This window comes from Sphingobium sp. WCS2017Hpa-17 (genome assembly GCF_031843765.1).
In the GTDB taxonomy this organism is placed as follows: Bacteria; Pseudomonadota; Alphaproteobacteria; order Sphingomonadales; family Sphingomonadaceae; genus Sphingobium.
Genome location: NZ_JAVTIV010000038.1, coordinates 1 through 24,428 on the forward strand (window position 1 = coordinate 1; position 24,428 = coordinate 24,428).

Annotated in this window: 19 protein-coding genes and 1 pseudogene; 8 read left to right on the plus strand and 12 right to left on the minus strand. The window is 64.5% G+C overall.

Annotated features, from left to right (window positions below; translation table 11 throughout):
* Window positions 1–112, plus strand: a pseudogene (locus RQH62_RS23890) (IS630 family transposase); the annotation flags it as partial.
* A gap of 166 nt (window positions 113–278) precedes the next feature.
* Here the strand turns inward: RQH62_RS23890 and RQH62_RS23895 are convergent.
* Both RQH62_RS23895 and RQH62_RS23900 read right to left on the minus strand, forming a co-directional pair.
* The gene (locus RQH62_RS23895; protein ID WP_184268597.1) at window positions 279–581 is read right to left on the minus strand and encodes a hypothetical protein; all 303 of its coding nucleotides are present in this window, start codon (window positions 579–581) and stop codon (window positions 279–281) included.
* A 28-nt stretch (window positions 582–609) separates the two neighbouring features.
* Window positions 610–3,513, minus strand: coding sequence for a pitrilysin family protein (locus RQH62_RS23900; RefSeq protein ID WP_311271148.1), 2,904 nt, complete (start codon window positions 3,511–3,513; stop codon window positions 610–612).
* Window positions 3,514–3,680: 167 nt separating this feature from the next.
* On the opposite strand from RQH62_RS23900, the gene RQH62_RS23905 reads away from it, so the two are divergent.
* Window positions 3,681–5,342 carry a M28 family metallopeptidase gene (locus tag RQH62_RS23905; protein WP_311271149.1) on the plus strand — a complete coding sequence of 554 codons (1,662 nt, stop codon included), beginning with the start codon at window positions 3,681–3,683 and terminating at the stop codon, window positions 5,340–5,342.
* 74 nt (window positions 5,343–5,416) lie between these two features.
* Complete coding sequence (clpB, locus tag RQH62_RS23910) at window positions 5,417–7,996, plus strand: ATP-dependent chaperone ClpB (protein WP_311271150.1); 2,580 nt, start codon at window positions 5,417–5,419, stop codon at window positions 7,994–7,996.
* Between the two features lie 59 nt (window positions 7,997–8,055).
* Here the strand turns inward: clpB and RQH62_RS23915 are convergent, their stop codons facing one another.
* The gene (locus RQH62_RS23915) at window positions 8,056–8,265 is read right to left on the minus strand and encodes a hypothetical protein (protein ID WP_311271162.1); all 210 of its coding nucleotides are present in this window, start codon (window positions 8,263–8,265) and stop codon (window positions 8,056–8,058) included.
* A 128-nt stretch (window positions 8,266–8,393) separates the two neighbouring features.
* Entirely contained in the window at window positions 8,394–9,662 is a 1,269-nt protein-coding gene (locus tag RQH62_RS23920; RefSeq protein WP_405053591.1) for an aspartyl/asparaginyl beta-hydroxylase domain-containing protein, read from the minus strand.
* Window positions 9,663–9,804: 142 nt separating this feature from the next.
* On the opposite strand from RQH62_RS23920, the gene RQH62_RS23925 reads away from it, so the two are divergent.
* On the plus strand, window positions 9,805–10,803 hold the full coding sequence (locus RQH62_RS23925) for a hypothetical protein (RefSeq protein ID WP_311271151.1): 999 nt from the start codon (window positions 9,805–9,807) through the stop codon (window positions 10,801–10,803).
* Between the two features lie 100 nt (window positions 10,804–10,903).
* Here RQH62_RS23925 and RQH62_RS23930 read toward each other — a convergent pair whose 3' ends face one another.
* Window positions 10,904–13,960, minus strand: a complete 3,057-nt coding sequence (locus tag RQH62_RS23930; RefSeq protein ID WP_311271152.1) for a TonB-dependent receptor domain-containing protein — start codon at window positions 13,958–13,960, stop codon at window positions 10,904–10,906.
* A gap of 392 nt (window positions 13,961–14,352) precedes the next feature.
* Here RQH62_RS23930 and RQH62_RS23935 point away from each other — a divergent pair, with 392 nt between their 5' ends.
* Window positions 14,353–14,916 carry a hypothetical protein gene (locus RQH62_RS23935; protein WP_405053592.1) on the plus strand — a complete coding sequence of 188 codons (564 nt, stop codon included), beginning with the start codon at window positions 14,353–14,355 and terminating at the stop codon, window positions 14,914–14,916.
* A 104-nt stretch (window positions 14,917–15,020) separates the two neighbouring features.
* Here the strand turns inward: RQH62_RS23935 and RQH62_RS23940 are convergent, their stop codons facing one another.
* From RQH62_RS23940 to xseA, 3 genes are read right to left on the minus strand one after another with little or no spacing between them, the layout of a single operon-like run.
* The gene (locus tag RQH62_RS23940) at window positions 15,021–15,872 is read right to left on the minus strand and encodes a M23 family metallopeptidase (protein WP_405053593.1); all 852 of its coding nucleotides are present in this window, start codon (window positions 15,870–15,872) and stop codon (window positions 15,021–15,023) included.
* Window positions 15,869–16,081, minus strand: a complete 213-nt coding sequence (locus RQH62_RS23945; RefSeq protein ID WP_311271153.1) for a DUF2093 domain-containing protein — start codon at window positions 16,079–16,081, stop codon at window positions 15,869–15,871. Before RQH62_RS23945 ends, RQH62_RS23940 begins: the two co-directional genes overlap by 4 nt.
* A 23-nt stretch (window positions 16,082–16,104) precedes the next feature.
* On the minus strand, window positions 16,105–17,595 hold the full coding sequence (xseA, locus tag RQH62_RS23950; RefSeq protein ID WP_311271166.1) for an exodeoxyribonuclease VII large subunit: 1,491 nt from the start codon (window positions 17,593–17,595) through the stop codon (window positions 16,105–16,107).
* A 7-nt stretch (window positions 17,596–17,602) separates the two neighbouring features.
* Between xseA and purD the strand changes: the two genes are divergently transcribed.
* Together purD and RQH62_RS23960 are read left to right on the plus strand one after the other, a co-directional pair.
* Window positions 17,603–18,886 carry a phosphoribosylamine--glycine ligase gene (purD, locus tag RQH62_RS23955; protein ID WP_311271155.1) on the plus strand — a complete coding sequence of 428 codons (1,284 nt, stop codon included), beginning with the start codon at window positions 17,603–17,605 and terminating at the stop codon, window positions 18,884–18,886.
* 66 nt (window positions 18,887–18,952) lie between these two features.
* Window positions 18,953–19,555, plus strand: coding sequence for a hypothetical protein (locus tag RQH62_RS23960; RefSeq protein WP_311271156.1), 603 nt, complete (start codon window positions 18,953–18,955; stop codon window positions 19,553–19,555).
* Here RQH62_RS23960 and RQH62_RS23965 read toward each other — a convergent pair.
* Window positions 19,552–20,550, minus strand: coding sequence for an acyltransferase family protein (locus RQH62_RS23965; protein WP_405053594.1), 999 nt, complete (start codon window positions 20,548–20,550; stop codon window positions 19,552–19,554). The genes RQH62_RS23960 and RQH62_RS23965 overlap by 4 nt on opposite strands.
* Before the next feature lie 226 nt (window positions 20,551–20,776).
* Here RQH62_RS23965 and RQH62_RS23970 point away from each other — a divergent pair, with 226 nt between their 5' ends.
* Complete coding sequence (locus RQH62_RS23970) at window positions 20,777–21,439, plus strand: GDSL-type esterase/lipase family protein (protein ID WP_311271158.1); 663 nt, start codon at window positions 20,777–20,779, stop codon at window positions 21,437–21,439.
* On the opposite strand, the gene RQH62_RS23975 is transcribed toward RQH62_RS23970, so the two are convergent.
* From RQH62_RS23975 to kduD, 3 genes are read right to left on the minus strand one after another with little or no spacing between them, the layout of a single operon-like run.
* Window positions 21,436–22,380, minus strand: coding sequence for a glycoside hydrolase family 43 protein (locus RQH62_RS23975; RefSeq protein WP_311271159.1), 945 nt, complete (start codon window positions 22,378–22,380; stop codon window positions 21,436–21,438). The two genes, RQH62_RS23970 and RQH62_RS23975, sit on opposite strands and share 4 nt — an antisense overlap.
* Window positions 22,377–23,588, minus strand: a complete 1,212-nt coding sequence (locus RQH62_RS23980) for a glycosyl hydrolase 53 family protein (protein ID WP_311271160.1) — start codon at window positions 23,586–23,588, stop codon at window positions 22,377–22,379. The genes RQH62_RS23975 and RQH62_RS23980 overlap by 4 nt, the downstream gene beginning before the upstream one ends.
* 52 nt (window positions 23,589–23,640) lie before the next feature.
* The gene (kduD, locus tag RQH62_RS23985; RefSeq protein WP_311271161.1) at window positions 23,641–24,396 is read right to left on the minus strand and encodes a 2-dehydro-3-deoxy-D-gluconate 5-dehydrogenase KduD; all 756 of its coding nucleotides are present in this window, start codon (window positions 24,394–24,396) and stop codon (window positions 23,641–23,643) included.
* Window positions 24,397–24,428: the final 32 nt, after the last annotated feature.

Sequence of the window (24,428 nt, forward strand, 5' to 3'; positions counted from 1 at the left end):
GGAAGAAAGAACCGTCAGCGGACTGTGGGGCCTGATCGGCAAACTCGTCGATATCTTCCAGCCAATGGAATGTGCCAACTACTTCAGTTCGTGCGGGTATGATCTGGAATGATCGAAAAACGCTCTAGATTGTTGCTGTCCAACTCCCTGTCGCACTTACGCGCATTATGCCGTCTTCTCAGGCTGTTCGCCCTGAAAATGCAGCGAGGCCCGAATCGCCAGGATTCGGGCCTCGCCAATATATAAGGCTGTCGATCCGGTCTCTGCCGGACCGGAGATCAGGCCCGGCGCGTGCCGTTGAAGGCCGACGCGCCGAACGCGCCCAGCTGCATCGTGCCGACGATGGCGTCGCCGGTCACTTCGGCCTCGCACTCCAGCGTCATCGGCATCGGCATGGTCATTTCCATCTTCCAGGTCAGCTTGCCGCCATCGACCTTGCCGTCGACCACGTCCAGCGATCCCATCATCCCGGCAAAGGTACCGTTGAAACGGTCGCCGCTGCTGATGACGGTGAACACGCCCTTCTGGTCGCCCATCGGCGTCTTGGCCACGCAATCATAGGCGCCATCCACTGCTGCCATATCCTGTCTCCTTACGTTTACGTTGGCGTCAATCAGCCAATGTGCCCATTTCCACCGGCAGGCCCACCGCGTCAAGCTGCGGCTTCACCAGCTTGACGTCGCCTACCACGACCCAGATCAGCCGATCGGGGTTGATCGCCTCGCGCGCGGCCTTGTCCATGTCGGCGGCCGTCATCGCGCGATAGGTTTTGGGCAGCGTCTCATAATAATCGTCGGGCCGGCCGATCAGCGCATTGCGCATCATGGCACTCAGCAGGTCGGACGACGTCTCGAAACTGCCGGGCAATGACAGAATCTGGCCGTTGATCGTCTGGTTGCGCTCGGCTTCCGTCGTGCCCTTGGTAGTCAGATAGTCCTTGATATCCTGCCGCGCGGCGATGATCGACTCGCCGGTCTTGTCGGTCTGAACCGGGGCATAGACCAGCAGCGGGATCGTTTCCCTGACGCCGGGCAAAGCCGTGCCGGCGCCATAGGCCCATCCCTTCGTCTCACGCAGGTCCATGGTCAGGCGCGACGTCGTGCTGCCGCCCAGAACCTCATTGGCGGTGGACAGAGTCACCGGATTGTCGGTGCCCGCCTTGTTGGTCAGCAGACCGGCCAGGATCAGCGACTGCGGGCTTTGCGGCTTGTCGATCAGCACGATCTTGGCCGGGCGCATCATCCGGTCCATGCGGAACGTCTTGACGCCCTTCGCGACCTTGGGCGCCTTCCAGTCGCCGAACCGCTTTTCCAGCAGCGGCAGCAACTCGGCCAGCGTCGTATCACCCGCGACGAAGATGGTCGCATTGTCGGGCCGCAGCCATGCGTCATGGAAGGCCGTCAGGTCCGCCCGCGTCACCGCCTTGACGCCGCTTTCCGTGCCGGACCCGGTGAAGGGGATGCCATAGGGATGCGCCTGCCCATACAGCAGCGGCGGCAGCATGCGTTGTGCGATCGCCATCGGCTCGGTCTTCTCGGCCTTGATCCGGGTCAGCACCTGCCCGCGCAGCCGCTCCACCTCGGCCGGCGCAAAGGCGGGATTGCGGATCACATCGGCCAGCAGGCCCAGCGACGCGTCCAGATTGGGCTTCAGCGCAAACAGACCGACATTGGTCCGGTCCATGCTATTGCCCGCGCTGATCGACGCACCCAGCCGCTCCTGCTCCTCGGCAATCTGCACCGACGACCGGGTCGTCGTGCCTTCGTCCAACAGCGCGGTGGTCAGGCCCGCCGTGCCCAGCTTGGCCTTGTCGTCAGCGGCATTGCCCGCGTCAAAGGCGACCGACACCCGCACCGTCGGCACGGTGGAGCGATGCGCCAGCGCGACCTTGATGCCGTTTTTCAACGTCGCATGCTCGATATCGGGGAAGTCCAGATCCTTGACCGGCTCGATCGGTGGCTCGGCGATCTTGGTCGGGGCGGGCGGCGTCGCGGCTTTCGGTGCGGCGGCATCGGGATTGCGGAAGAAGGCCGGCTTGTGCCCGGCGCCCCCAGTCTTCGCATTCTCGGCCGTCGCATTGCCCGCCAGCGCATTATCGGCGGCGCTGCGTTCGCCCGGCGCCACGGTCAGACGCAGCACCGGCCGGCCCAGCCATTTGCGTGCCGCTGCGCTCACCGTCTCCGGCGTGGCCGACGCATAAACGGCCAGATCCTTCTTATATTTGGCCGGATCGTTGGAATAGACTGCCCCCTCGGCCAGCGTCACGGCCTTGCCGCTGAAGCCGCCGACCTTCTCCAGCCCCGAAATCGTGCCGGCCGCCTGCGTCGTCGCCGCGCGCATCACCTCGTCCGCGCTCGGCCCCTTGGCCAGATAATCGGCCAGCAGCGCGTCCAGCCGCTTGCCCACGGCCACCGGGTCCGCGCCCGGCTTCACGTCGACGGTGATCTCGGCGATGCTCAGCTTTTCGAATGGCTGGATGCTGGCCTTCACGCCCACGGCGACCTTCTCGTCACGCACCAGCACATTGTCGAGCCGGGAGGAACCCAGGCCACCGAACACGGTCATGGCGAGGTCCAGTTGTTGCAACTCGTCCGAATTGACCCCCGGCACGATCCAGTTGCGATAGAGGCGGGTCGCCGCGACATTGTCGTGCATGACCTTCTCGACATCCTTGTCGAGCGTCGGCACGGTCGCATCCACATCCTTGGGCGCGGGGCCGGCGGCGATATTGCCGAACCACTTCTCTACCTTGGCCTTGGCCGTCGCGACGTCGATGTCGCCCGCCAGCACCAGCACGGCATTGTTCGGCCCATAATGGGTCTTGAACCAGCTCTGGACGTCGGCCAGGCTTGCGGCGTTCAGGTCCGCCATCGACCCGATGGTGCTGTGGCGATAGGGATGCCCTTCTGGCAGCATCGCGTCCAGCTGCGCATATTCGACCAGACCATAGGGCTCATTCTCGCCCATGCGCTTTTCATTCTGCACCACGCCGCGCTGCGTATCCAGCTTGGTCTGGGTCACCGCGCCCAGCAGATGGCCCATGCGATCGGACTCAAGGAACAGCGCCCGGTCCAGCGCGCCGGTCGGCACCGTCTCGAAATAATTGGTCCGGTCGAACCAGGTCGTCCCGTTCCAGTCGGTCGCGCCGATATCCTCCAGCCGGCCGAAGAAGGGACCATCGGCATTTTCCGAGCCATAGAACATCAGATGCTCGAACAGATGGGCAAAGCCGGTCTTGCCCGCCGGCTCGAAGCGCGATCCGACATGGTACCAGATCGACACCGCCACCACCGGCGCCTTGCGGTCCGTATGCACGATGACGCGCAGCCCATTCTTCAGCGTGAATTCCTCATAGGGAATATCGACCTGCGACACGAGGCTGGCGACCGGCGCGGGCGCGGCGGCCGTTGCGGGCTTGGCGGCGTAAGCCACCGGAGCCAGAGCCGGAGAAAGCGCAAGGACCGACAGGCCCATCATCAGGGACAGGCGGCGCGACATCGGGGAAAGGGCCATGAGAACCTCATGAAAACGGGGAATTTGCGCGCACCGACAGGCTGCCGGTGCGATGGATGGCGCAGCATAGCGGGCCGTTTTAGCATCGCAACACGCTTATTGCTGGACAGGCGCAGGGGCCGGGGGCAAATCTTGCGCCATCCCGCAATCAGTGGACCCTATCCCCGATGAAAACCCCCATTTCTCTGGCAGCGATGACCGCGCTGCTCCTTCCCGCCACCCTGTCCGCGCAGTCGGCCGCCGACCCGGTCTTCACCGCCGCTGCGATGCGCGCCCATGTCGAATTTCTCGCCGACGACCTGCTCCAGGGTCGCGACACCGGCAGCGAAGGGCATGAAATCGCCGCCCGCTATGTCGCCAGCCAGTTTGACGGCCTCGGCCTCAAGCCCGCTGGAGACGCCAATGCAAATGGGGGAAGCTGGCTCCAGCGCATCACCTTCCAGAAGACCGAATTCGGCAAGACACCCGCCACGCTGACCGTCACCGGCCCCGCCGGCGCGAAGAGCTTCACCCATGCCGGTGACGTCATCGTCGGCATCAATGCCGATCAGCCGCATCTTGACGTCACGGCGCCGCTCGTATTCGTCGGCTTCGGCCTTGAAAATGCGCGGCTTGGCCTCAACGACTATGCCGGCCTCGACGTGAAGGGGAAGATCGTCGTCACCCTGCGCGGCTATCCCAAGGGGTTGCCGAGCGAAGAAGGGGCGCATCTGTCTGCGACCAAGGGCAAGATCGCCGAAGCCCATGGCGCCATCGGCATGATCGCGCTCAACACGCTCCAGTCGGCCAAGGCCCGGCCGTGGGCGCGCATGGTGCAGTTCGCCGACGAACCCGATTTCACCTGGGTGTCGCCCGAGGGCGTCCCCTTCAACGCCGCACCGGGCCTGCGCGCGTCCGCCATGCTGAACGACCCGGCGGCGCAGGCTGTGTTCGCCGGCGCGCCCACGACCATCGCCGCGATCCGCAAGACAGCCGACAAGGCAGGCGGCAAGCCCAAGGGCTTCGCGCTCAGGACCAGCGTGACGATCAAGGCCGATACGGTCAGCCAGCGCGTCACCAGCCCCAATGTCGTCGCTATCCTGCCCGGCAGCGATCCCAAGCTGAAGGACGAATATGTCGTCCTCTCCGCCCATCTCGACCATATCGGTATCAGCCCCGCAAAAGCGGGCGATGCGGCGGACAAGGACCGGATCAACAATGGCGCGCTGGACAATGGCGCCGGTATCGCGACCATGCTGGAGGTCGCCCGCGCCATGGCGCAATCGCCGGACAAGCCGCGCCGCTCGATCATCTTCCTCGCCTCCACGGCGGAGGAGAAGGGGCTGCTCGGCGCCGACTATTTCGCCCGCCACCCCAGCGTCCCGGTCAGGCAGATCGTCGGCAATGTCGATCTCGACATGCCTTTGCTCCTCTATCCCTTCACCGACGTCATCGCCTTCGGTGCCGATCATTCGACCCTCGGCCCGATCGTCGCGAAGGCCGTCGCGCCGATGGGCGTGAAACTCGCGCCCGATCCGATGCCGCAGGAGACGATCTTCGTGCGCTCCGACCATTATATGTTCGTGAAGCAGGGCGTGCCCGCCGTCTTCCTCGCCACCGGCTATGCCAATGGCGGCGAAAAGGCTTGGGGGGAGTTTCTGGGCGGTGCCTATCATCATCCCGGTGACGACATGACGCAGAAGATCGACTGGAATGCTGGCGCCCGCTTTGCCGAAGCCAATTATCGCATCACCCGCGCCATGGCCGATGGCGACGCGCCGCCGCGCTGGTTCGCGCAGGATTTCTTTGGCGACCTCTTCGCCCCGCAGGCGGAGAAGGCGACCCGATAAGGAAATTACCGACCGCCCCTTGTGTGGTTTTTGAGCAACACTACATCGCCAGCATCTAATGTGAGTGGATGCACATGAACCTCGAAAAATTCACCGATCGCGCCAAGGGCTTTCTCCAGTCGGCGCAAACCGTGGCGATCCGCATGAGCCATCAGCGGATCGGCCCGGAACATCTGCTGAAGGCCCTGCTGGAGGACCAGCAGGGCATGGCGTCCGGCCTCATCAAGGCGGCGGGCGGCTCGGCGGAAGTTGCGCTGCGCGACACCGACGCCGCGCTCGCCAAAGTGCCGTCCGTCTCCGGCAGCGGCGCCCAGCAGACCCCCGGCCTCGACAATGATGCCGTGCGGGTGCTCGACAGCGCGGAACAGGTCGCGACCAAGGCGGGCGACAGCTTCGTCACGGTCGAACGGCTGCTGCTCGCCCTGACGCTCGCCACCACCACGACGGCGGGCAAGGCGCTGGCCGCCGCCGGCGTGAAGCCCGAAGCGCTCAACGCCGCGATCAACGCCCTGCGCGGCGGCCGCACCGCCGACACGGCGGGCGCGGAGGATCGCTACGACGCGCTCAAGAAATTCGCCCGCGACCTCACCGAAGCGGCGCGCGCGGGCAAACTTGACCCGGTCATCGGCCGGGACGAGGAAATCCGCCGCACCATCCAGATTCTCGCCCGCCGGACCAAGAACAACCCGGTGCTGATCGGCGACCCCGGCGTGGGCAAGACCGCGATCGCCGAAGGCATGGCGCTGCGCATCGCCAATGGTGATGTGCCCGATACGCTCAAGGACCGCACGCTGATGGCGCTCGACATGGGCAGCCTGATCGCCGGCGCCAAATATCGCGGCGAATTTGAGGAGCGCCTGAAGGGCGTGCTGGACGAAGTGAAGGGCGCGGACGGTCAGGTCATCCTCTTCATCGATGAAATGCACACTCTGATCGGCGCGGGTAAAAGCGAAGGCGCGATGGACGCCGGCAATCTGTTGAAACCCGCCCTTGCGCGCGGTGAACTCCATTGCATCGGCGCGACCACGCTCGACGAATATCGCAAATATGTCGAAAAAGACCCCGCGCTCCAGCGCCGCTTCCAGCCCGTCTTCGTCGGCGAACCCACGGTCGAGGACACCATCTCCATCCTGCGCGGCCTGAAGGAGAAGTACGAACTCCATCACGGCGTGCGCATCACCGACGGCGCGCTGGTCAGCGCGGCGACGCTCAGCAACCGCTACATCACCGACCGTTTCCTGCCCGACAAGGCGATCGACCTGATGGACGAAGCCGCCAGCCGCCTGCGCATGGAGGTGGAGTCCAAGCCCGAAGAGATCGAGACTCTCGACCGCCGCATCATCCAGCTCAAGATCGAGCGGGAGGCGCTCAAGAAGGAAACGGACAAGGCGTCAGCCGACCGTCTCGACGCCTTGCAGGAAGACCTCGCCAATCTGGAGGAGCAATCCGCCGCGCTCACCACCCGCTGGCAGTCGGAAAAGGACAAGATTGCTGGCGAAGCCAAGGTCAAGGAACAGCTCGACGCCGCCCGGCTCGAACTGGAACAGGCGCAGCGCGCCGGCGACCTCGCGAAGATGAGCGAACTCTCCTACGGCACCATCCCCGCGCTCGAAAAGCGGCTCGCCGAAGCAGAAACAGCGTCGGAAGGCGCGATGCTGCGCGAAGAAGTGACGGCCGAAGACATCGCCTCCGTCGTCGCCCGCTGGACCGGCATCCCGGTCGAGCGGATGATGACGGGTGAGCGCGAAAAGCTGCTGGCGATGGAGGAAACGCTGGGCAAGCGCGTCATCGGGCAGGCGGATGCGGTCAAGGCCGTGTCGACTGCAGTGCGCCGCAGTCGCGCCGGTCTGCAAGACCCCAACCGTCCGCTCGGCAGCTTCCTGTTCCTCGGCCCCACGGGTGTCGGCAAGACCGAACTGACCAAGGCGCTGGCCGGCTTCCTGTTCGATGACGACAGCGCCATGGTGCGTATCGACATGAGCGAATTCATGGAGAAGCACAGCGTCGCCCGCCTGATCGGCGCGCCTCCGGGCTATGTCGGCTATGAGGAAGGCGGCGTCCTGACCGAAGCCGTCCGCCGCCGCCCCTATCAGGTCGTCCTGTTCGATGAGGTCGAAAAGGCGCATGGCGATGTCTTCAACATCCTGCTTCAGGTGCTGGATGATGGCCGCCTGACCGACGGGCAGGGGCGCACGGTTGACTTCACCAACACGATCATCGTGCTGACGTCGAATCTGGGCAGCCAGTATCTGACCGGTCTGGCCGATGACGAACCGGTGGAAAAGGTCGAGGATCAGGTGATGGACATCGTGCGGAGCCACTTCCGCCCCGAATTCCTGAACCGTCTGGACGAAGTGATCCTGTTCCACCGCCTCGGCGCCGCGCACATGGCCCCGATCGTCGATATTCAGGTCGCCCGCATTGGCAAGCTGCTCAAGGATCGCAAGATCGTTCTCGACCTCACCGAAGGCGCTCGCGCCTGGCTTGGCCGGGTCGGCTATGATCCAGTCTATGGCGCCCGCCCGCTGAAACGCGCGGTGCAACGCTACCTTCAAGACCCGCTCGCCGACCTGATCCTGCGCGGCGACGTGCCGGACGGATCGACGGTGAAGGTGGAGGATGGCGACGGCGCACTGGCGCTCAGCATCGCCTGACGCCGCACCCCTGCGGCAAGGGCCCGCCGCAACCCAAGCGACGGGCCTTATCTTCTGCCTCAGCCGTTCGGGTTCATGCCCGCCCGGCTACGGCTGATCAGGTCGTCGGCATCGCGATTCTGCTGTTCGCTGATCGCGCGCCATTCCGCATTGGTTTTGCAGATGCGTTCCTTGCGCGCCAGCGATCCGGTGACTACCAGCCGCTTGCAGCGCACTGCGTTGGGATCGTTGCGATCCAACGGGGGCTTGTCCTCTGCCAGCGCCGGCATGGCGATGACGAACAGGCTCGACGCGATGACTGCTTTCAAAACACGCACTTTATAATCTCCCAGGAACGCGACGGAGGCGAAGGCGCGGATCAGGCGTTGTCGCTCTCTGCCGTCGATCAGATGCCGGCTCAGACGGCCCTCGTCTTGCTGGCATCGGCCGTGGCATAGAATTGCTTTAATAATCGCTGCTCTTCAAGCGACAAATGCGGATTCCACACGTCGAAAATCAACACCACGCGCAGATGATCGCTCTCGTTCCAGGCCTCATGCTCTATCGTATCGTCAAAGGCGAACGCCTTGCCTTCTTCCCACGTCCGTGTTTCGCCACCGACGCGAAAGAAACAGCCCGGCGGCACGATCAAGGGCAGGTGGATGATCGCCCGGCTGTTGGTCACACCAGTATGCGCCGGAATCCGGCTCCTGGGCTTCAGCAAAGAGAAGAAGGCGGATGGCGCCCGGCCGGGAATATCGGCGCGGGGCAGTGCCTCCAGCGCCGCCACCGTTTGCGGGCAGGCGGCGCAGACCGCCTCGTTGCGCCCGCCATATTCCCACAGGAAGGACGCCCCCCAGTCGAGCGACCCGTCGAGCGCGGTCCATTTATTCTCCGGCGTGCCCGCATCCTGTTGCACATAGGGTCGGATATTGCCGCCATCCCGCTCGACCATCGCCAGAAATTCGGCACGGATCGCATCGGTCTGCGCCTCCAACTGCGCCATCCAGGGGAAATGCGTCCGGTCGAAAAACTCGTCCGCCGGCAGGAAGGGATAGTGCAGCCCCGAACAGTGATTCTGATAAATCTCGCGCCGGCCGAATTCGCGGTCCAGACAAGCCTGGAAGCGCCGCCGCGCCAGCGGATCGGCGGCGGCCAACTGGTCTGCGACGCCCGCCTCAACAAAGGCGGCGAAGCGCGCCTGATGATTGCCCACGAAGCGTCGAGCTTCTGCCAGCATGTCGGCCAGTGCCGGCGGCATGTCAGTCATGCCCATCGCCAGCGACAGCACCTTGGTCCAGCTATCGACCGCCGGTTGCGTCTCGCCCAGCCGCTGCTCCAGCTGGGCCATGCGGATCTGTGCCATCAGGTTGCGCTGGTCGATTGCAAGCGCCTGGTTCAGCGCGGCGCGTTCACCGTCCGCTGAATCCAGCCCGCGTTCTGCGGATGCCACATTCATCCATAGAGCGACTTCCTTGGGGTCGGCTTGCGCTGCGGCCTGAAAATGGTTGCGGGCGGCGGCAAAATCACGCCGATCCAGCGCGATCAGGCCTCGCAGGTTGAGCGCTTGCGGTTCCTGCGGCGCGCGCGCCAGCGCCTGCGTCAGCGCAGTCTCCGCATCAGTCAGGCGTCCCTGCCGGCGGGCTTCGATCGCCTGTTGTAACAACCGCCCAACCATTGCATCCATGTCCGTCCCCCACGTCCTTCCCCATGGCTAACAGATGTCAGCAAGGTGACAAATAGGGGAAATCTGCGCGCCTTGTGCCTGTGGAATGGCCGTGCGAAGACTGGACGCAATGAACAGCGCTCCTCTCCCAATCCATGACCTCATGGCTGACGCGCAATGGCTGGCGCACCGATATGACCCCGGCCATGACGCTTTTCAGTTCCACTATGTCGATCGGCCCCGTCACGGGGCCATCCCTTTCCTGACTGACGAATATCTGGGCGAAAAGCCGCCATTGGTACTGCGCCGGAGGGAAGTTGTGGCGGCCGCGCCACCGGCTGCTCCCCTGCATTTCCTGTTCCATTCGGCTTATTGCTGCTCGACCCTGCTGGCGGCAGCCTTCGACATTCCCGGTGTAGCGATGGGGCTGAAGGAACCGGTGCTGCTCAACGACCTGATCGGCTGGCGGCATCGCGGGGCCAAGGGGCCAGACGTGGCCAGGGTTCTGGATGAAAGCCTGCGTTTGCTGGCCCGGCCGTTCGCCTCCGGCGAGGCAGTCGTGGTGAAGCCTTCCAACGTCGTCAATCCGCTTATCCCGGCGATCATGGGTTTGCGGCCTCAGGCGCGTGCGCTGCTGCTCCATGCGCCGCTTGACGCCTATCTTGCCTCGATCGCGCGCAAGGGAATGCAGGGGCGCCTGTGGGTGCGCGACTTGTTCGGGAAACTGATTCGGGAAGGGATGCTGGCCCCGCTCGGCATCGCGCCCGATCAATATCTGGGGCTGACCGATATTCAGGTCGCGGCCGTCGGCTGGCTGGCGCAGCACCATCAATTTCACAGGCTGGCCGACACATTGGGCACGCGCATCGCGACATTGGACAGCGAGATATTGGTGGCCCGCCCGCAGGAGAGCCTGGCGGCGCTCGCCCGGCTTTTCGGCCTTGCACTGGACGATGTGGCCATCACCGCGATCGTGCACGGTCCCGTCTTTGCGCGCGACGCCAAAAATGGTGCCGATTTCGGCAAGGACCAGCGGGCACAGGCGGCGCAGCGCGGTCTGGCGCTGCATGGCGAGGAACTGGAAAAGGTCGCGCACTGGGCGCGGATCGTGGCGGGCAATGCCGGGATCGGGCTGGACCTGCCTCGCCCCTTGCTGGGCTGATTCCCCTCAACGTCGGTTCCTGGCCACGCCAATCCGAACGCCAAAAGAAAAGGGCCGGTGTTGCCACCGGCCCTTCCTTTTTCATGCCTGATCGCAAGGATCAGAAGCGGAACTTCGCGGACACCGCATAGCGACGGCCCAGCGCGTCGTAGGTCGACGGATAGACGTTGCCGCTGTTGTAGCTGGTCGAACCGATCGAGTTGCCAACGACCTTGGGCTGGTTGTCGAGCAGGTTCTGCACGGTCAGCGTGATCGTGACCGCGTCCGAAGCATGGAAGCGAGTGGTCAGGTCGAAATAATGCTCGGCCGGGATCTTGTTGAAGTCGACCTGCTTGCCGTTGAGTTCGCCGACGAATGCGTCGCCGTCCTCATACTTCACAGTGTCGATGTAGCGCCACAGGAGCGACAGATCGATCGAGTCAAACGACAGGGTATTACGCACCGACCACTGGAACTTCGGCTGGATCGATGCGCAGTTGACCGAATAGAGGCCCACGCAGTCGCGGTTTACCGAGGTCGGGGTCGCCTGGAACGTGGACGAATTGGTCCAGTTGCCGTTGGCGATCAGTGCCCACTTGGCGAAACCGATATCCTTCGCATAGTTGATCGACACGTCGATACCGTCGGTCTTCAGGCGACCCAGGTTCGACAGCGGCTGGTACAGACCAGGAGCATTAGCTGCGAGACCGTAGAGACCGCCGGTCGACGGATCGCGGCGGATAACCGTGCAAGCCGGGTCCGAAGCGCTGGCTGCGGTGATGTTACCGAAGCAGGCATTGATAACATCGTCCGGGGTCGGGTTGGTGATCGCACCCGTGATCTTGATGTTATAATAGTCGACCGTGATAGCCAGGCCGGGAACGACCGAAGGCTGAAGGACCACACCCAAGGTATAGCTGTTCGACTTTTCCGGACCCAAAGCGAGGTTGCCGCCCGTGGTGGTGTTCACCTGGCCGGCCGGATCGTTGATGATCGAGCCGAGCTGAGCCAGAGTCGCACCCTGTGCAAGGCAGATCGCAGCCAGATTGGCGTTCGACGACGGTGCCGAACCGGCGCAGGGGTCGGAAGCCAGGTTGGTCAGGACCGTGTTGAGCGGCGAGAAGAGTTCCGAGATGTTGGGCGCGCGCACGGCGTGCGCATAGTTACCACGGATCTTGATGCCGTCGGTCGGGGTCCAGCTACCACCGGCCTTCCAGGTGGTGGTGTTGTAACCGGTGCCGCCCTGAACGGTGTAGTCCGAATAGCGGATGCCGGCTTCCAGGGTCAGATCCTGGAAGAAGGGCTTGTCCTGCACCAGCGGCAGAACAAGTTCGCCATAGGCTTCATAGACGTCATAACCGCCCGAAACGTTCGGCGCCGCACCGCCGGCACCGCCCAGATCGCCCGACTGCGACAGCAGATCGGATTCCTGCGAAGCCTTGTACTTGCGATATTCGCCGCCGACGGCGAAGGCGATCGCGTCGCCGGCCCAGGGAGCCGAAACGCCGAAGTCGCCGCTGATGGTGCCGCGAACCTGCGCCAGCGAGGTCTTGGTGGTGACCTGGCTGTTGGCGTTCAGGAAGCCGTTCATCGCATCGGTGATCGAACCGTCAGGACCGAACAGGTTGAGCGGGACGCAGCCATTCGACGTATCGGTGCATTCGGTCGTGCTGGTCGCCAGCAAGGCCTGCTGCACGCGCGAGTTCAGCCAGTAGCCCTTCTGGGTCTGGATCTGTTCGCTCTGACCGTAGGAACCGAAGATGTCCCAGTCGATGCTGTCGGTGATGCCGCCACGCGCACCGATCTTGTAATCGAAGAAGGTGGTGGTGAATTCGGAGATGCGCGGCCCCAGTTCGGTCGCGCGACGGTTCACCGTCACGGCCGGGTTGCCGTTGAAGCCTTCGCCGTCAGAAATGACGCCGTCGCCGTTCATGTCGGCCGACACGAACTCGCTGGCCGACGCTGTACCGACGGTGCCGGTGCGGGCGTCGCATTCGGCCTGCGTGAAGCGCGGGCGGTAGCCTGCACGCGGATCGACGTCGAAGGCGCAGAAAGCGTTACGCTGGGCGTCCGAAAGGAACGGGTTGTCCAGACCGAACGTCACCGGAATGCCGAAGGCGCCCGACGGTGCGATGATGGTGCTGACGGTGTTCTTCGAGAACACGCCACGGCTGTAGACTTCCACCGCGTCGCTGACTTCATAACGGCCTGCGCCGTACATGTTGAAGCGCTCGAACGGCGTCTGGAAGATGTTGAAGGGGTTAAAGTTATAGGCGTCGAAAGCCGAGGTCGGCCGGAAAGCCGTACCGTCAGCCGTCAGCTGACGCGTGCCCTGAACCGCCGTACAGGCCGGCTGGCCGGTAGCACCGCAACCGGTGGTGATCGAATCCAGGCCGCCGACATTCACGCCGCCGAAGCGCGAGGGGGTCGAGGTGCCCGAACCACCGCCCAGGCCGCTGAAGGAGTCGATGGCGACGTTCGAGAAGCTGCGGCTGCCCTGATAGACCGGATCGGCCTGCTGATAGCCGACCGAGAAGACCACATTGCCGCGGCCATCATCGAAATTGGCACCCAGCGTCAGGTCGGCACGGAAATAATTGCCGTCGCCCTGTTCGGTCAGCTGGTTGGAGATATTGCCTTCCAGGCCCGAGAAGTCGGACTTCGTTACGAAGTTCACGACACCCGAGATGGCATCCGCACCATAGGTGGTCGAAGCGCCACCGGTCAGCACGTCGACGCGCTCGACCAAGGCCAGCGGGATGTTGTTAAGGTCGAACTGGCCAGCGAGGCCGGAAGGCGCCAGGCGGGTGCCGTCGATCATAACGACGTTACGGAACGAACCCAGGCCACGAAGGTCGACCAGCGACGCGCCGCCATTGCCGTTGTTCACTGCCGAACCGATGCTGGGAACGATACCCGGAATTTCACGCAGCAGATCTTCTGCGGTGTTGTTCTGCCGCAGTTCGATCTGGTCCGACGAGGTCGCGGTGACCGGGGTCGAACGCGCCAGGTTCGGATTCTTGATCAGCGAGCCCGTGACGATGATGGTATCACCGGCATCGGCTTCCGCCGTCTGCGGCGCGTCCTGCGCGAACGCAGCCGTCGCGATCAGCGACGCGCTCAGGATCGCCGGAGCGGCGCTGGCACGCAGAAGTGCCCTTTTCGAAAATGTTTTCACGGTCCAGTCCCTTGCTCTGGAGTTTGGCAGATGGTCTGCCAGTCAGTGCCCGTACGGAGGGATATGGTGCCCGACAGCGATCCCCCCATATGGATCGGCCGAAACTGCGCGGCGTTCAGGGCGCTGTAAAGCGGGGGAAAAGGCGAGCTGCCGCTTTTGAGTGCGGCTGTATCATAAATGCAACAAGCGCGGGTGTCCGCTATTTTACGGATGTATTGCAAGATAATTACATGAAGTTGCAACGCGCTGTAGCAATCATGCATCAGCGCGCGTGACGATAGATGGATTATGGCGCTAGACCGCGCGAGAAACCGTCAGAACCGTCATATTGACGTCCTATCCTGCGGGTGCATGGTAGTACGCATCACGGGTTGAAAAAGGGAAGAGCGGATATGAACGGCAAGCGTGGCTGGATTGTGACAATGTCCCTGTGTCTGATCGCCGGGGCGCCGATGGCGGCACCGGTGCAGGCCGCGCCGCAGCGCCAGCAACCCCGGCCGGAAATCTTCACCAACCTGCTCCAGTGCCGGTCCATTACGGACAATGCGCAGCGTCTGGCCTGTTTCGACCAGCAGGTGGGCGCCATCGACGCCGCCGCCCAGCGCGACGAGGTGGTGGTGCTCGACAAGAGCGAACTCAACAAGACGCGCAAGACGTTGTTCGGCTTTGCCTTCCCCAAATTGCCCTTCCTGGGCGGTGGCGACGACGAGGATGGCGGCAAGCCGCAGGAAGAAGGCGTCACCCATATCGACGCCGTGATCGCCTCGGTCCGCAGTCTAGGCTATGGTAAGTGGCAAATCGTGCTGGAGGACGGCGCCCAGTGGATGACGACCGAAGCCGTCACTGGCCGCGACCCCAAAGCGGGCCAGAAGATCGAACTGAAGCGCGCCGCCATGGGCAGCTTCATGGGCAAGGTGGAAGGTGGCCGCGCCGTCCGCATGAAGCGAGTAAGCTGAATCCGGAGCATGATGCAGTGAGATGGAACTGCATCATGCGCCAAGGATCTTTTGTTTTCCGCATCTTGCGAGCCGTCATCTGCTCCAGATGTCTTCGAAATGCTCTATAGCCCGTTCGGCATCGGCCCGGCGATCAGCAGCGGGTCGATCCGGGCGTCGTTCCACTTCATGCCCCAGTGGAGATGCGGCCCGGTCGCGCGGCCGGTGGCGCCGATCGCGCCGATTTTCTGACCTTGGGTCACATGGTCGCCCGGCTTCACGTCGATCCGCGACAGATGCAGAAAGGCGCTGTTGAGGCCATGGCCATGGTCGATCATCAGCAAATGCCCCTCCAGCGTGAAGGGCTTGTCCGCCGCCGCCAATATCACCACGCCGTCGGCGGGGGCCACCACCGGTACGCCCGTCGCACCCGCCACATCGACCCCGCCATGATAGGCGCCGGCCGTGCCCTGATAGACGCGCTGTGATCCGAACAGACCCGATATCCGCCCGATCCGGGGCCAGATGAAACGTTGCCGCCACCCTTGCGCATCGGTGACGACGTCCCGCGCGGCGGCAATCGCCTCCAGTTCGGGCTTGCGCAGCGCCAGAAAGGCTTCCGTGCTCTTGGTCGGTCGCATTGGCGCGTCGATCCGCTCGATCCGCCAGGCGCGCGGGGCGATGCTCAGGCTCCGCTCGACCGTCCGCGTATCGCGCAACCGAGCGACCAGCCGCGCGCTCGGCCCCGCATCCCGGTCGAAAGCGATCAGGAATCGGCCGTCGGCATCCACCGGCACCAATTGTTCGTCCAGCTTCAGCGCGACCGTACCGGCGGGCGCGACGCCGGTCATCATCCCGCCCTGCGTCGCCGTCCCCGTCAGTTGAAAGTCAGCGCGCGCCGCCACCGGCCGCGCGACGGGCTGCGCCATTGCCGCCCCGGTGCAGGCCAGCAGCAGCGCAATGCCGATCCGCCTCATCGCGGCCCGCGCGCCTTCAGCTCCGCCTGTACCGACGCGTCGGCGCTGGCATAGGGCTCCTGCCGGGCGATGCTCCAGTAACGCAGATCCTGCAAAGCGATCCGCTGCCCGGTGACGGCGCACAGGACATGGTCGCCCGCCTGCAATACGCGGAAGCTGTAGGGCATATAATGGAGCCGGGCGATCCGGTCGCGGTTGGACATCAACATGGGTCAGGCCTCTTTGCGCAGCATCAGGAAAACAGATCCTGCTGCTGCTTGTCGCCGACCTCGCGCGCCTTGCGAGCGGGCCGGGGTGGGGAGGATAGAACAGGCGCGGCCTTCGGCTCAAGCGCGGCATCGCCGATCGTCGCATCGACCGTGCCGTCCTTGAAATGCAGCATCACCGCGCCGGCCGCCTGTGCCGCCGCGACCGATTGCACCAGCCGGCCCTGCGCCATCACGCGGGCATAGCCCTTCTGCAACGGCCGGTCGGGATCGAGCGAAGCGAAATGGCGCGACACCCGGTCGAAGGCGACGGCCCGTTCCGACAAAGCGCGTTGCAGATAGTCCGGCCGCAACTGCAACCGGTCCAGCCGCTCGCCCGCGCGCACGACATATTGCAGCAACAAAGCCGGCCGCAGCGCCCCGCCCGCCTGCCCCAAATGCGCCCGCGCATCGGCCAGCCGGTGGCGAAGGCCACTCACCAGCCCGTCGGACAGTTGGTCCAGCCGTTGCCGCTGCGGTGCCAGCAAGGTATCCGGCGTCGGCATCAACCGCACCTGCATCTCCAGCCGTTCGCGCGCCTGACCCGCCCCGCGTCGCACCGCGCGCCCAGCCCGCAGGCCCATCTCGCTCAATCCCGCCAGCAATTCCGCCCGCACCGGCACCGCCATTTCCGCCGCAGCGGTCGGCGTCGGCGCCCGTCGGTCAGCGGCATAGTCGCACAGGGTCGTGTCCGTCTCATGCCCCACGGCGGAGATGATCGGGATGGTGCAATCGGCCACCGCCCGCACCACGATTTCCTCGTTAAAGCTCCACAGATCCTCGATCGACCCGCCGCCGCGCGCCACGATCACCAGATCCGGCCGGGGCACCGGCCCGCTGCCGTCCATCGCGCTAAAGCCACGCACGGCGCGCGCCACCTGCTCGGCCGCGCCCTGACCCTGCACCAGCACCGGCCAGACCAGCACATTGGTCGGACAGCGATCGGCCAGTCGATGCAATATGTCGCGGATCACCGCCCCGGTGGGCGACGTCACGACGCCGATCGTGCGCGGCAGGAAAGGCAGGGGCTTCTTGCGCTCCGCCGCGAACAGCCCTTCGCCCGCCAGCTTCGCCTTCAGCTTCTCCAACAACGCCATCAGCGCGCCTTCGCCGGCCAGCTCCATCTTCTCGATGACGATCTGATATTTGGACCGCCCCGGATAGGTGGTCAGCTTGCCGGTCGCGATCACTTCCACCCCGTCCTGCGGGCTGAAGGCCAGCCGCTGCGCGCCGCCCTTCCACATCACCCCGTCCAGCACGGCATTCTCGTCCTTCAGCGCCAGATAGAGGTGCCCCGACGCCGCCCGCTTGAACCCCGAAATCTCGCCGCGCAGCCGCACATGGCCGAACCGATCCTCGACCGTACGCTTCAACAGGCCCGACAATTCGCTCACCGACAGCGGCGGCGCGTTGTCCCCCGCGCGTTCCTCCGCTAACAGGCGGCCCGAACTGTCATAGGCATCAAATTCCGGGGACATGGGCGACATGAACATCCTTCTGCTTGGCGGCGGCGGCCGCGAACATGCGCTGGCGTGGAAGCTGGCGCAATCGCCCCGGCTCGATACGCTCTTCGCCGCGCCGGGCAATCCGGGCATAGCCGAGCATGCCACATTGGTCGACCTCGACGCGACGGATCATCGCACCGTGCTGGATTTCTGCATCCGCCATTCGATCGCGCTGGTCGTGATCGGGCCGGAAGCGCCGCTGGTCGATGGCCTGGCCGACAATCTGCGCACCATGGGCGTGCCGGTCTTCGGTCCAAACAAGAAAGCGGCGCAGCTTGAGGGGTCGAAGGGCTTCACCAAGGATCTGTGTCAGCGCGCGAACATCCCGACCGCTGCCTATATCCGGGTCACCAGCAAGGACGGTGCACTCGCTGCGCTCGACGATTTCGCGCTGCCGGTCGTCATCAAGGCGGACGGTCTGGCGGCAGGCAAGGGCGTCATCATCGCCGAAACCCGCGACGAAGCGGTCGAGGCGCTCGACACCATGTTCTCCGGCGCGTTCGGCGCGGCGGGCGAGGAAGTCGTCCTCGAAGAATTCATGACCGGCGAGGAAGCCAGCTTCTTCGCGCTGACGGACGGCAGCGCCATCCTGCCCTTCGGTTCGGCGCAGGATCACAAGCGCGTGGGCGATGGCGATACCGGCCCCAATACCGGCGGCATGGGCGCCTACAGCCCGGCCCGCGTCCTAACGCCCGAACTGGAGGCCCAGGTGATCGAAACGATCATCAAGCCCACCGTCGATACCATGGCGGCCGAAGGCATGCCCTATAGCGGCGTTCTTTATGCCGGGCTGATGCTGACAGATCAGGGACCAAAGCTGATCGAATATAATGCCCGGTTCGGCGATCCCGAATGCCAGGTGCTGATGACCCGCTTCGACGGCGATCTGGTCGACCTGCTGCTCGCCGTGGCGCAGGGCAAGCTGGCCGAACAGGGGCCGGTCCAGTTGGCTGATCGCACCGCGCTCACCATCGTCATGGCCGCGAACGGCTATCCGGGCACGCCCGAAAAGGGCGGCGCGATCGCCGGCATCGACGCGGCGGAAAAGGACGGTGCCAAGATCTTCCATGCCGGCACGGCGGACAAGGACGGCGTGCTGGTCGCCAATGGCGGGCGTGTGCTCAATGTCACCGCCACGGGCGATACGGTCGGCGCGGCGCAGGCCGCCGCCTATGCCGCGGTCGACGCGATCGACTTCCCGACCGGCTTCTGCCGCCGCGATATCGGCTGGCGCGAAGTCGCGCGCGAGGTGGGGCAGGGCTGAACCCTTGCAGCGCGCAGGAAAGCGGCCATAAATAGCGCATAGCATTTTGCAGGGGAGAGACGCGCGATGCAGGAATTCTTCATGGACTATGGACTGTGGCTGCTGGTCGGCTTGCTGGTCATCATAGCGCTCGTTTTCCTCCTGTCCGGCCGGCGCAAGGCGGAACAGCCGATTGAACCGGCAGTGTCCGCAGAAGCCGCGCCACCGCCTGCACCCGTACCCTTCGTCGATCCGATCATCGCCGCCCCGGTCGCTGCGGCATCCGTGGTTGCCGAACCGGTCGTGGTGGAACCGGTCGCGCCTGCGGAGCCGGTTGTCGAACCGGTCGTTGAAGCGCCAGAACCAGCCCCGGCCGCACCCGCACCGGCTCCGGTCGAACCGGCCCCCGCACCTGTCGCCGTTGTGCCGGCCGTTGCCGTCGTCGCGGACGGAGAAGATGACCTGCTGCGCCTCAAGGGCGTCGGTCCCAAGCTGAAGGCGCTGCTGATCGACCTCGGCATCACTCGCTATGCCCAGATCGCAGCCTGGAACGATGCGGACATCGCCACGATCGACGCGAAGCTCGGCAGTTTCAAGGGCCGTCCGGTCCGCGACCAGTGGGTCGATCAGGCAAAATATCTCGCCGCCGGCGACATCGCTGGCTTCGAAGCGAAATACGGCAAGGTTTAAGCCGGCTGGGGTGCCGGGTCGAGCGGCGGTTCCTCGTCACGTCGGCGGATCGGCGGTACGCTGCCGATCCAGCGTCGCAGCGGCGCATGCCCGGCCGACAGCCGGCCCAGCCCGAACAGGATCGGCACTGACAGCGCCAGCGTGACCGCCGCGCCCACCCCGCTCGCCATCACCAGCGCCATGACCAGCGGGTGCCACAGATAGAAGAACAGGCTGTCCCGCCCGATATGATTGACCGGGCCGAAGGACAGGCGCAGCCGCGCAAAGTGCGGCAGCAGCGCGATCAGGCTCAGACACATCAGCAGGCGTGCGGGTACGAAGGCAAGGATATGGGGATCATGTTCCAGTGCCGACCACCATCCCATGCCGAGCGCCGCCGTCAGCAGCGCAATGCCCAGATAGCGCGTCGGCAACCCCCGCTCGGCCATCAGCATGCCGAAGAAGAAATAGACCGGATAGCGCAGATAACGACTGTCCGGTGACAACAGGCTGGCCCCGATCGGGCCATGATGTGGGCCAAAGCCATACATGATCGCCAGGCTGAACGGCACGCCGATCGCCAGCAGCCAGATCGGCCGCAGCGGCACCGCGCGTGCGATCAGGATCAGGAAGAAGAGCACCGGAATATACCAGAGGTGAAAGGGCGGGCGCAGCAGCAGGTCGATCGGCGTGTGCCAGGATAGCGGCCATCCGCTGATCAGCAGATAGGCGACCATCGCCACCAGCCAGGGCAGCAACATCCGCTCGCCATAGCGGCCGAAGAAATGCTCGCCCGGTTCGCTGCGCAGCCGGCCGATATTGAGCAGATAGCCCGAAATGCCGATCATCAGCGGCATGCGGAATCCCGATCCGATCCATAGGGCCACATGCTGCGCATGGGCCAGCTCCATGGCATGGCCCACCATCACAAGCAGGATCAAGACCCCCTTCAGGAGGTCGATCGACGGATTCTTGCCCACTGATAAAACCCCCGGCCCCGCCGGTTTCTTGCACATTTCCCCTTTAGGAAGCTTTAAAAAATCTTGGTTAAGCGCTTAAAGCATTTTGAAGTCAGCTGGCACAGCTGACGGCTCGCAAAATGCGAGGAACAAAAGACTCTTAGAGCATGATCCGGTTCAATCTGATCGGATCATGCTCTAGTCTCCGGATTTGCGGATCTACATCAGCCGAGGAATTGCCGGATTGCGCCGTACAGATGCTTCGCCTTTGACCAAATTGCTCATGGCCCTGCTTGTTTTCGCCGTCATCATCGTGGGCTGGCGCCTCTATGGCCGCTATCGCGATTCCCATGCGGTGTTGCCGGCGGCGGGCGCGGCGAAGGGCGACTGCGCGCTCTGGTTCGTGGGCAGTTCGTCCATCCATCGCTGGACCAGCCTTCAGCAGGACATGGCGCCCTGGGCCACGGAAAATCGTGGCATCAACAGTGCGGTGCTGACCGACATCCTGCCGCGCTTCGCCAATATCAAGCCCAATGAAGGCCGCCCGCGCGCGCTTATCCTTTATGTCGGCGAAAATGACATCGCCAATGGCGTTCCGGTGCGCACGGTGATGCGCCAGCTTGCGCAACTGTTCGACCTGCGCGACCGCTTGCTGCCCGGCGTGCCGGTGCTGCTTCTGTCGGCCAAGCCCAGCCCCGGCCGCGCCGCCTTCCTCGGCGAACAAAGGTTGTTCAACGCGGCGGCCCAGCAGTTCCTGCCCCATATGCAGCGCGCTTATTATGGCGACATCACCACGCCGCTCTTCGCCGACGGCAAGCTGGGCGACAATTACCAGTCCGACGGCGTCCATATGAATGCACGCGGCTATGCGATCTGGGCGCAAGTGGTGCGCCAGCGCCTGCGCGACATATTGCCGCCGGACGTGACGCGCGCCTGCGCACCCTAACCGATTCGCGCCACCAGCGACCGGGGCACGCGCAGCAACGATCCGTGCCGTGCACCTGCCGGCATGGTGAGCCGGTCGCTGACATCTTCCCATTGAACCATGTCGTGTGTCATCGCCGCGCCCCAGCGGCCTTCCTTGTAGACGTCATAATAGCAGACCAGCGCGTCGCCGATCCGCGTCGCCATCGGCCCCTCCACCCAGGGGGGAGAAAAGGGCCGGGACAGCGGCCCGAATGGTCCGGTCGGGCTGTCCGCCTTTGCAACCTGCAAATATTTGCGCGGGGGTTCGACCGTCTCATCCTTGACGATCAGGTAGAGGCCGCCATCCGGCGCGCGCGTGAAACTGCCGTCGATCACGCTGAAACCGGGATCGTAAAGCGGTGCGGCGGCGGAGAAACTAGTGAAATCCGCCGTGCTGCAACGCCACAGCCGGTGATTATAGCCCGATTCCGACGCCCCCGCCGTCTCGGCGAAGCGGCCATCGACGGTGCTCGACCAGAAAATCTCATACCGGCCGGTGCGCGGATCATGGATCGCCTCGGGCGCCCAGCAATTGCGCGTGCCCGGCACATCGGCCATCACCGGGATCGCCTGCTGCGCCGACCAGTGGATCAGATCGCGGCTGGTTGCATGGCCGATCGTCACCCCTTCCCAGGCGGTGGTCCAGAGCAGATGATAGACCTGTCCATCGTAAAAGAGGAAGGGATCGCGCAGCAGCTTCTTCTCGCCCACCGCCGGCACCAGCAGGCTGCGCCCGGCCGCCAGCGTGCGGAAGCTGAAACCATCCTCGCTCACCGCCAGCTTCAACCCGTCCGCCTCACCCGCCTTGCCGGTGGTAAAATAGGCGAAGAGCAGCACATCGTCCTGCCGCGCAGGGCGCCCATGCGCGCAGGCGGCCAGCGTTAGCGCACCCAGCCCCAGAGTGAAATCCCGGCGCCTCATCGATAGGCCTTCGCCATCTCGCCATAAAGTTTCAGCAGGCCATTGGCGACATAATCGCCGCCCTTGCCCATCGGGCCGGTCGGCTCCGGCTTGGGCGCGACCTGCGCGCTCGCAAGGCCACCCGGTGCCTCGGCGCTGTTCAGCCCCTGCGAAATCAGGTCGGGCTTGGCGCCTTCGCCGGCATTATGGCCGTCCTGGTCGAAGATCGCCTCCTGATGCCGGGTCGGCTCCCAGATGAAGGCGCCCCAGCCATGCTTGTCCGGCAGGGCATGGACCAGATCGTTGATATAGCGCTTCCGGCTCGAATATTCGGCGACCAGCAACCCCTTGTCAGGATAGCGTTTGACGAACTCGCTAAAGCTGGTTTCCCAGTCGCCCTGCGCCCGCTGCTGGTAGCAGGAAAAGCCGATAACGTCGAAATCGACCTTGCGGGCGATCAGCGCATCGGTCCATTCGCGCACGATCGGCCAGTGGCGGCCCAGATGATTGTGCAACTGGATCTGCACATCCGGCTCCGCCCGACGCGCGCCAGCAATCCCCGCGCGCAACAACTGGGCAAAGCCATCGAATCCGCCGACCGCGCCGACCTTGGCATGATTGGCGTCGGTCACCGGATTGCCGGTCGATGTGGACAGCTTCACCCGGCCATGGGGCCATAGCATGCCAAATGTCGTCTCATTGCCGATCACCGCCATGTCGACCGGCGCGCCGCCCGCCCGCATCGCCACCAGCGTGTCGTGCGTATGCGCCTCGACTGCCTTGGCCAATTGCGGCAGGTCATAGCCGGCCCAGGCGGCGGGCACGCCCTGATGCTCCGGGTCCGCCCATGTGTCGCTATAATGGAAACTCAGCACCAGATAGAGGCCGGCTTCCCGGATGCGTTTGCCCAGCTTGATCGTCTGTTCCAGCCCTGCCCAGGCTTTCTCCGGTTCGCGCTTCGCATAGCCCTTGGCCGGATCGACGAAGATACGCAGCCGGATCGCATTGAATCCGGCATCGCGCAGCAGCAGGATCGGGTCTTTCTGCACGCCATCAACGAAATAGCGCGCGCCGGCCGCCTCGTCTTCGGGAATCCAACTGATATCCGCGCCGATCAGATAGGGGCCGGGCCGTGCGCCCTTACCCGTTCTGCCAAACGCCACCTGCGGCAGGGTCATTCCCAGCGCTGCCATGCCAGTGGCCGTCAACATGCTCCGCCGATCGGTCATGCCTCTCTCCCTGTTGTTATTTTGGCGGGTTCGGCCCCGCTACAGCCTCATCTTATCGCGCCAACCACCCGCCATCGACGGCGAGGACATGGCCGTGGATATAATCCGCCGCCCGCGACGCCAGGAACACGGCCGCGCCGCCGATGTCGCTCGCTTCGCCCCAGCGGCCGGCCGGGATGCGCTCCTGTATCTGCCGGTTGCGCGTCTCGTCCGCCTGCAAGGCAGCCGTATTGTTGGTCGCGATATAGCCCGGCGCGATGCCGTTGACGTTCACGCCCCTGGCCGCCCACTCATTGGCCAGCAGCTTGGTCAGCCCCGCCGCCCCGCTCTTCGACGCGGTATAGCTCGGCACCCGGATGCCGCCCTGAAACGACAGCAAGGACGCGATGTTGACGATCTTGCCTGAGCCTTGCGCGATCATGTGCCGACCCGCCGCCTGACACAGGAAGAACAGGACTTTGAGGTTGGTGTCGATCACCGCGTCCCAGTCCGCCTCGGTAAAGTCCACGCTGTCGGCGCGGCGGATGATCCCGGCATTGTTGATCAATATGTCGAGGCCACCGAGCTTATCGATCGTCTCGTCCACCACCCGCTGCACCGGCTCGATGCTGTTGAGGTCGGCCGATATGATCTCCGCCCGGCGGCCCAGCGCGCGGACCTGTTCCACCGTCTCTTCCGCCGGGGTACGGCCCACCGCCGCGATATCCGCGCCGGCCGCCGCCAGCGACAGCGCGATCGCCTGACCGATGCCGGTATTCGCCCCGGTGACGATGGCCACCTTGCCGGAAAGATCGAAGATTTGGGTCATTTGGGACTCCATATTCCCCTCCCGTTTGCGTC

Excerpts from the sequence above, each read along its gene's own strand:
- RQH62_RS23905 (WP_311271149.1), top strand. The coding sequence starts at position 3,681 with ATGAAAACCCCCATTTCTCTGGCAGCGATGACCGCGCTGCTCCTTCCC.
- RQH62_RS23915 (WP_311271162.1), bottom strand. The coding sequence starts at position 8,265 with ATGCCGGCGCTGGCAGAGGACAAGCCCCCGTTGGATCGCAACGATCCC.
- RQH62_RS23975 (WP_311271159.1), bottom strand. The coding sequence starts at position 22,380 with ATGAGGCGCCGGGATTTCACTCTGGGGCTGGGTGCGCTAACGCTGGCC.
- RQH62_RS23895 (WP_184268597.1), bottom strand. The coding sequence starts at position 581 with ATGGCAGCAGTGGATGGCGCCTATGATTGCGTGGCCAAGACGCCGATG.
- RQH62_RS23940 (WP_405053593.1), bottom strand. The coding sequence starts at position 15,872 with ATGAGGCGGATCGGCATTGCGCTGCTGCTGGCCTGCACCGGGGCGGCA.
- purD (WP_311271155.1), top strand. The coding sequence starts at position 17,603 with ATGAACATCCTTCTGCTTGGCGGCGGCGGCCGCGAACATGCGCTGGCG.
- RQH62_RS23935 (WP_405053592.1), top strand. The coding sequence starts at position 14,353 with ATGAACGGCAAGCGTGGCTGGATTGTGACAATGTCCCTGTGTCTGATC.
- RQH62_RS23945 (WP_311271153.1), bottom strand. The coding sequence starts at position 16,081 with ATGTTGATGTCCAACCGCGACCGGATCGCCCGGCTCCATTATATGCCC.
- RQH62_RS23900 (WP_311271148.1), bottom strand. The coding sequence starts at position 3,513 with ATGGCCCTTTCCCCGATGTCGCGCCGCCTGTCCCTGATGATGGGCCTG.
- RQH62_RS23980 (WP_311271160.1), bottom strand. The coding sequence starts at position 23,588 with ATGACCGATCGGCGGAGCATGTTGACGGCCACTGGCATGGCAGCGCTG.
- RQH62_RS23965 (WP_405053594.1), bottom strand. The coding sequence starts at position 20,550 with ATGTGCAAGAAACCGGCGGGGCCGGGGGTTTTATCAGTGGGCAAGAAT.
- clpB (WP_311271150.1), top strand. The coding sequence starts at position 5,417 with ATGAACCTCGAAAAATTCACCGATCGCGCCAAGGGCTTTCTCCAGTCG.
- RQH62_RS23920 (WP_405053591.1), bottom strand. The coding sequence starts at position 9,662 with ATGGATGCAATGGTTGGGCGGTTGTTACAACAGGCGATCGAAGCCCGC.
- kduD (WP_311271161.1), bottom strand. The coding sequence starts at position 24,396 with ATGACCCAAATCTTCGATCTTTCCGGCAAGGTGGCCATCGTCACCGGG.
- RQH62_RS23925 (WP_311271151.1), top strand. The coding sequence starts at position 9,805 with ATGGCTGACGCGCAATGGCTGGCGCACCGATATGACCCCGGCCATGAC.
- RQH62_RS23960 (WP_311271156.1), top strand. The coding sequence starts at position 18,953 with ATGCAGGAATTCTTCATGGACTATGGACTGTGGCTGCTGGTCGGCTTG.
- RQH62_RS23970 (WP_311271158.1), top strand. The coding sequence starts at position 20,777 with ATGGCCCTGCTTGTTTTCGCCGTCATCATCGTGGGCTGGCGCCTCTAT.
- xseA (WP_311271166.1), bottom strand. The coding sequence starts at position 17,595 with ATGTCCCCGGAATTTGATGCCTATGACAGTTCGGGCCGCCTGTTAGCG.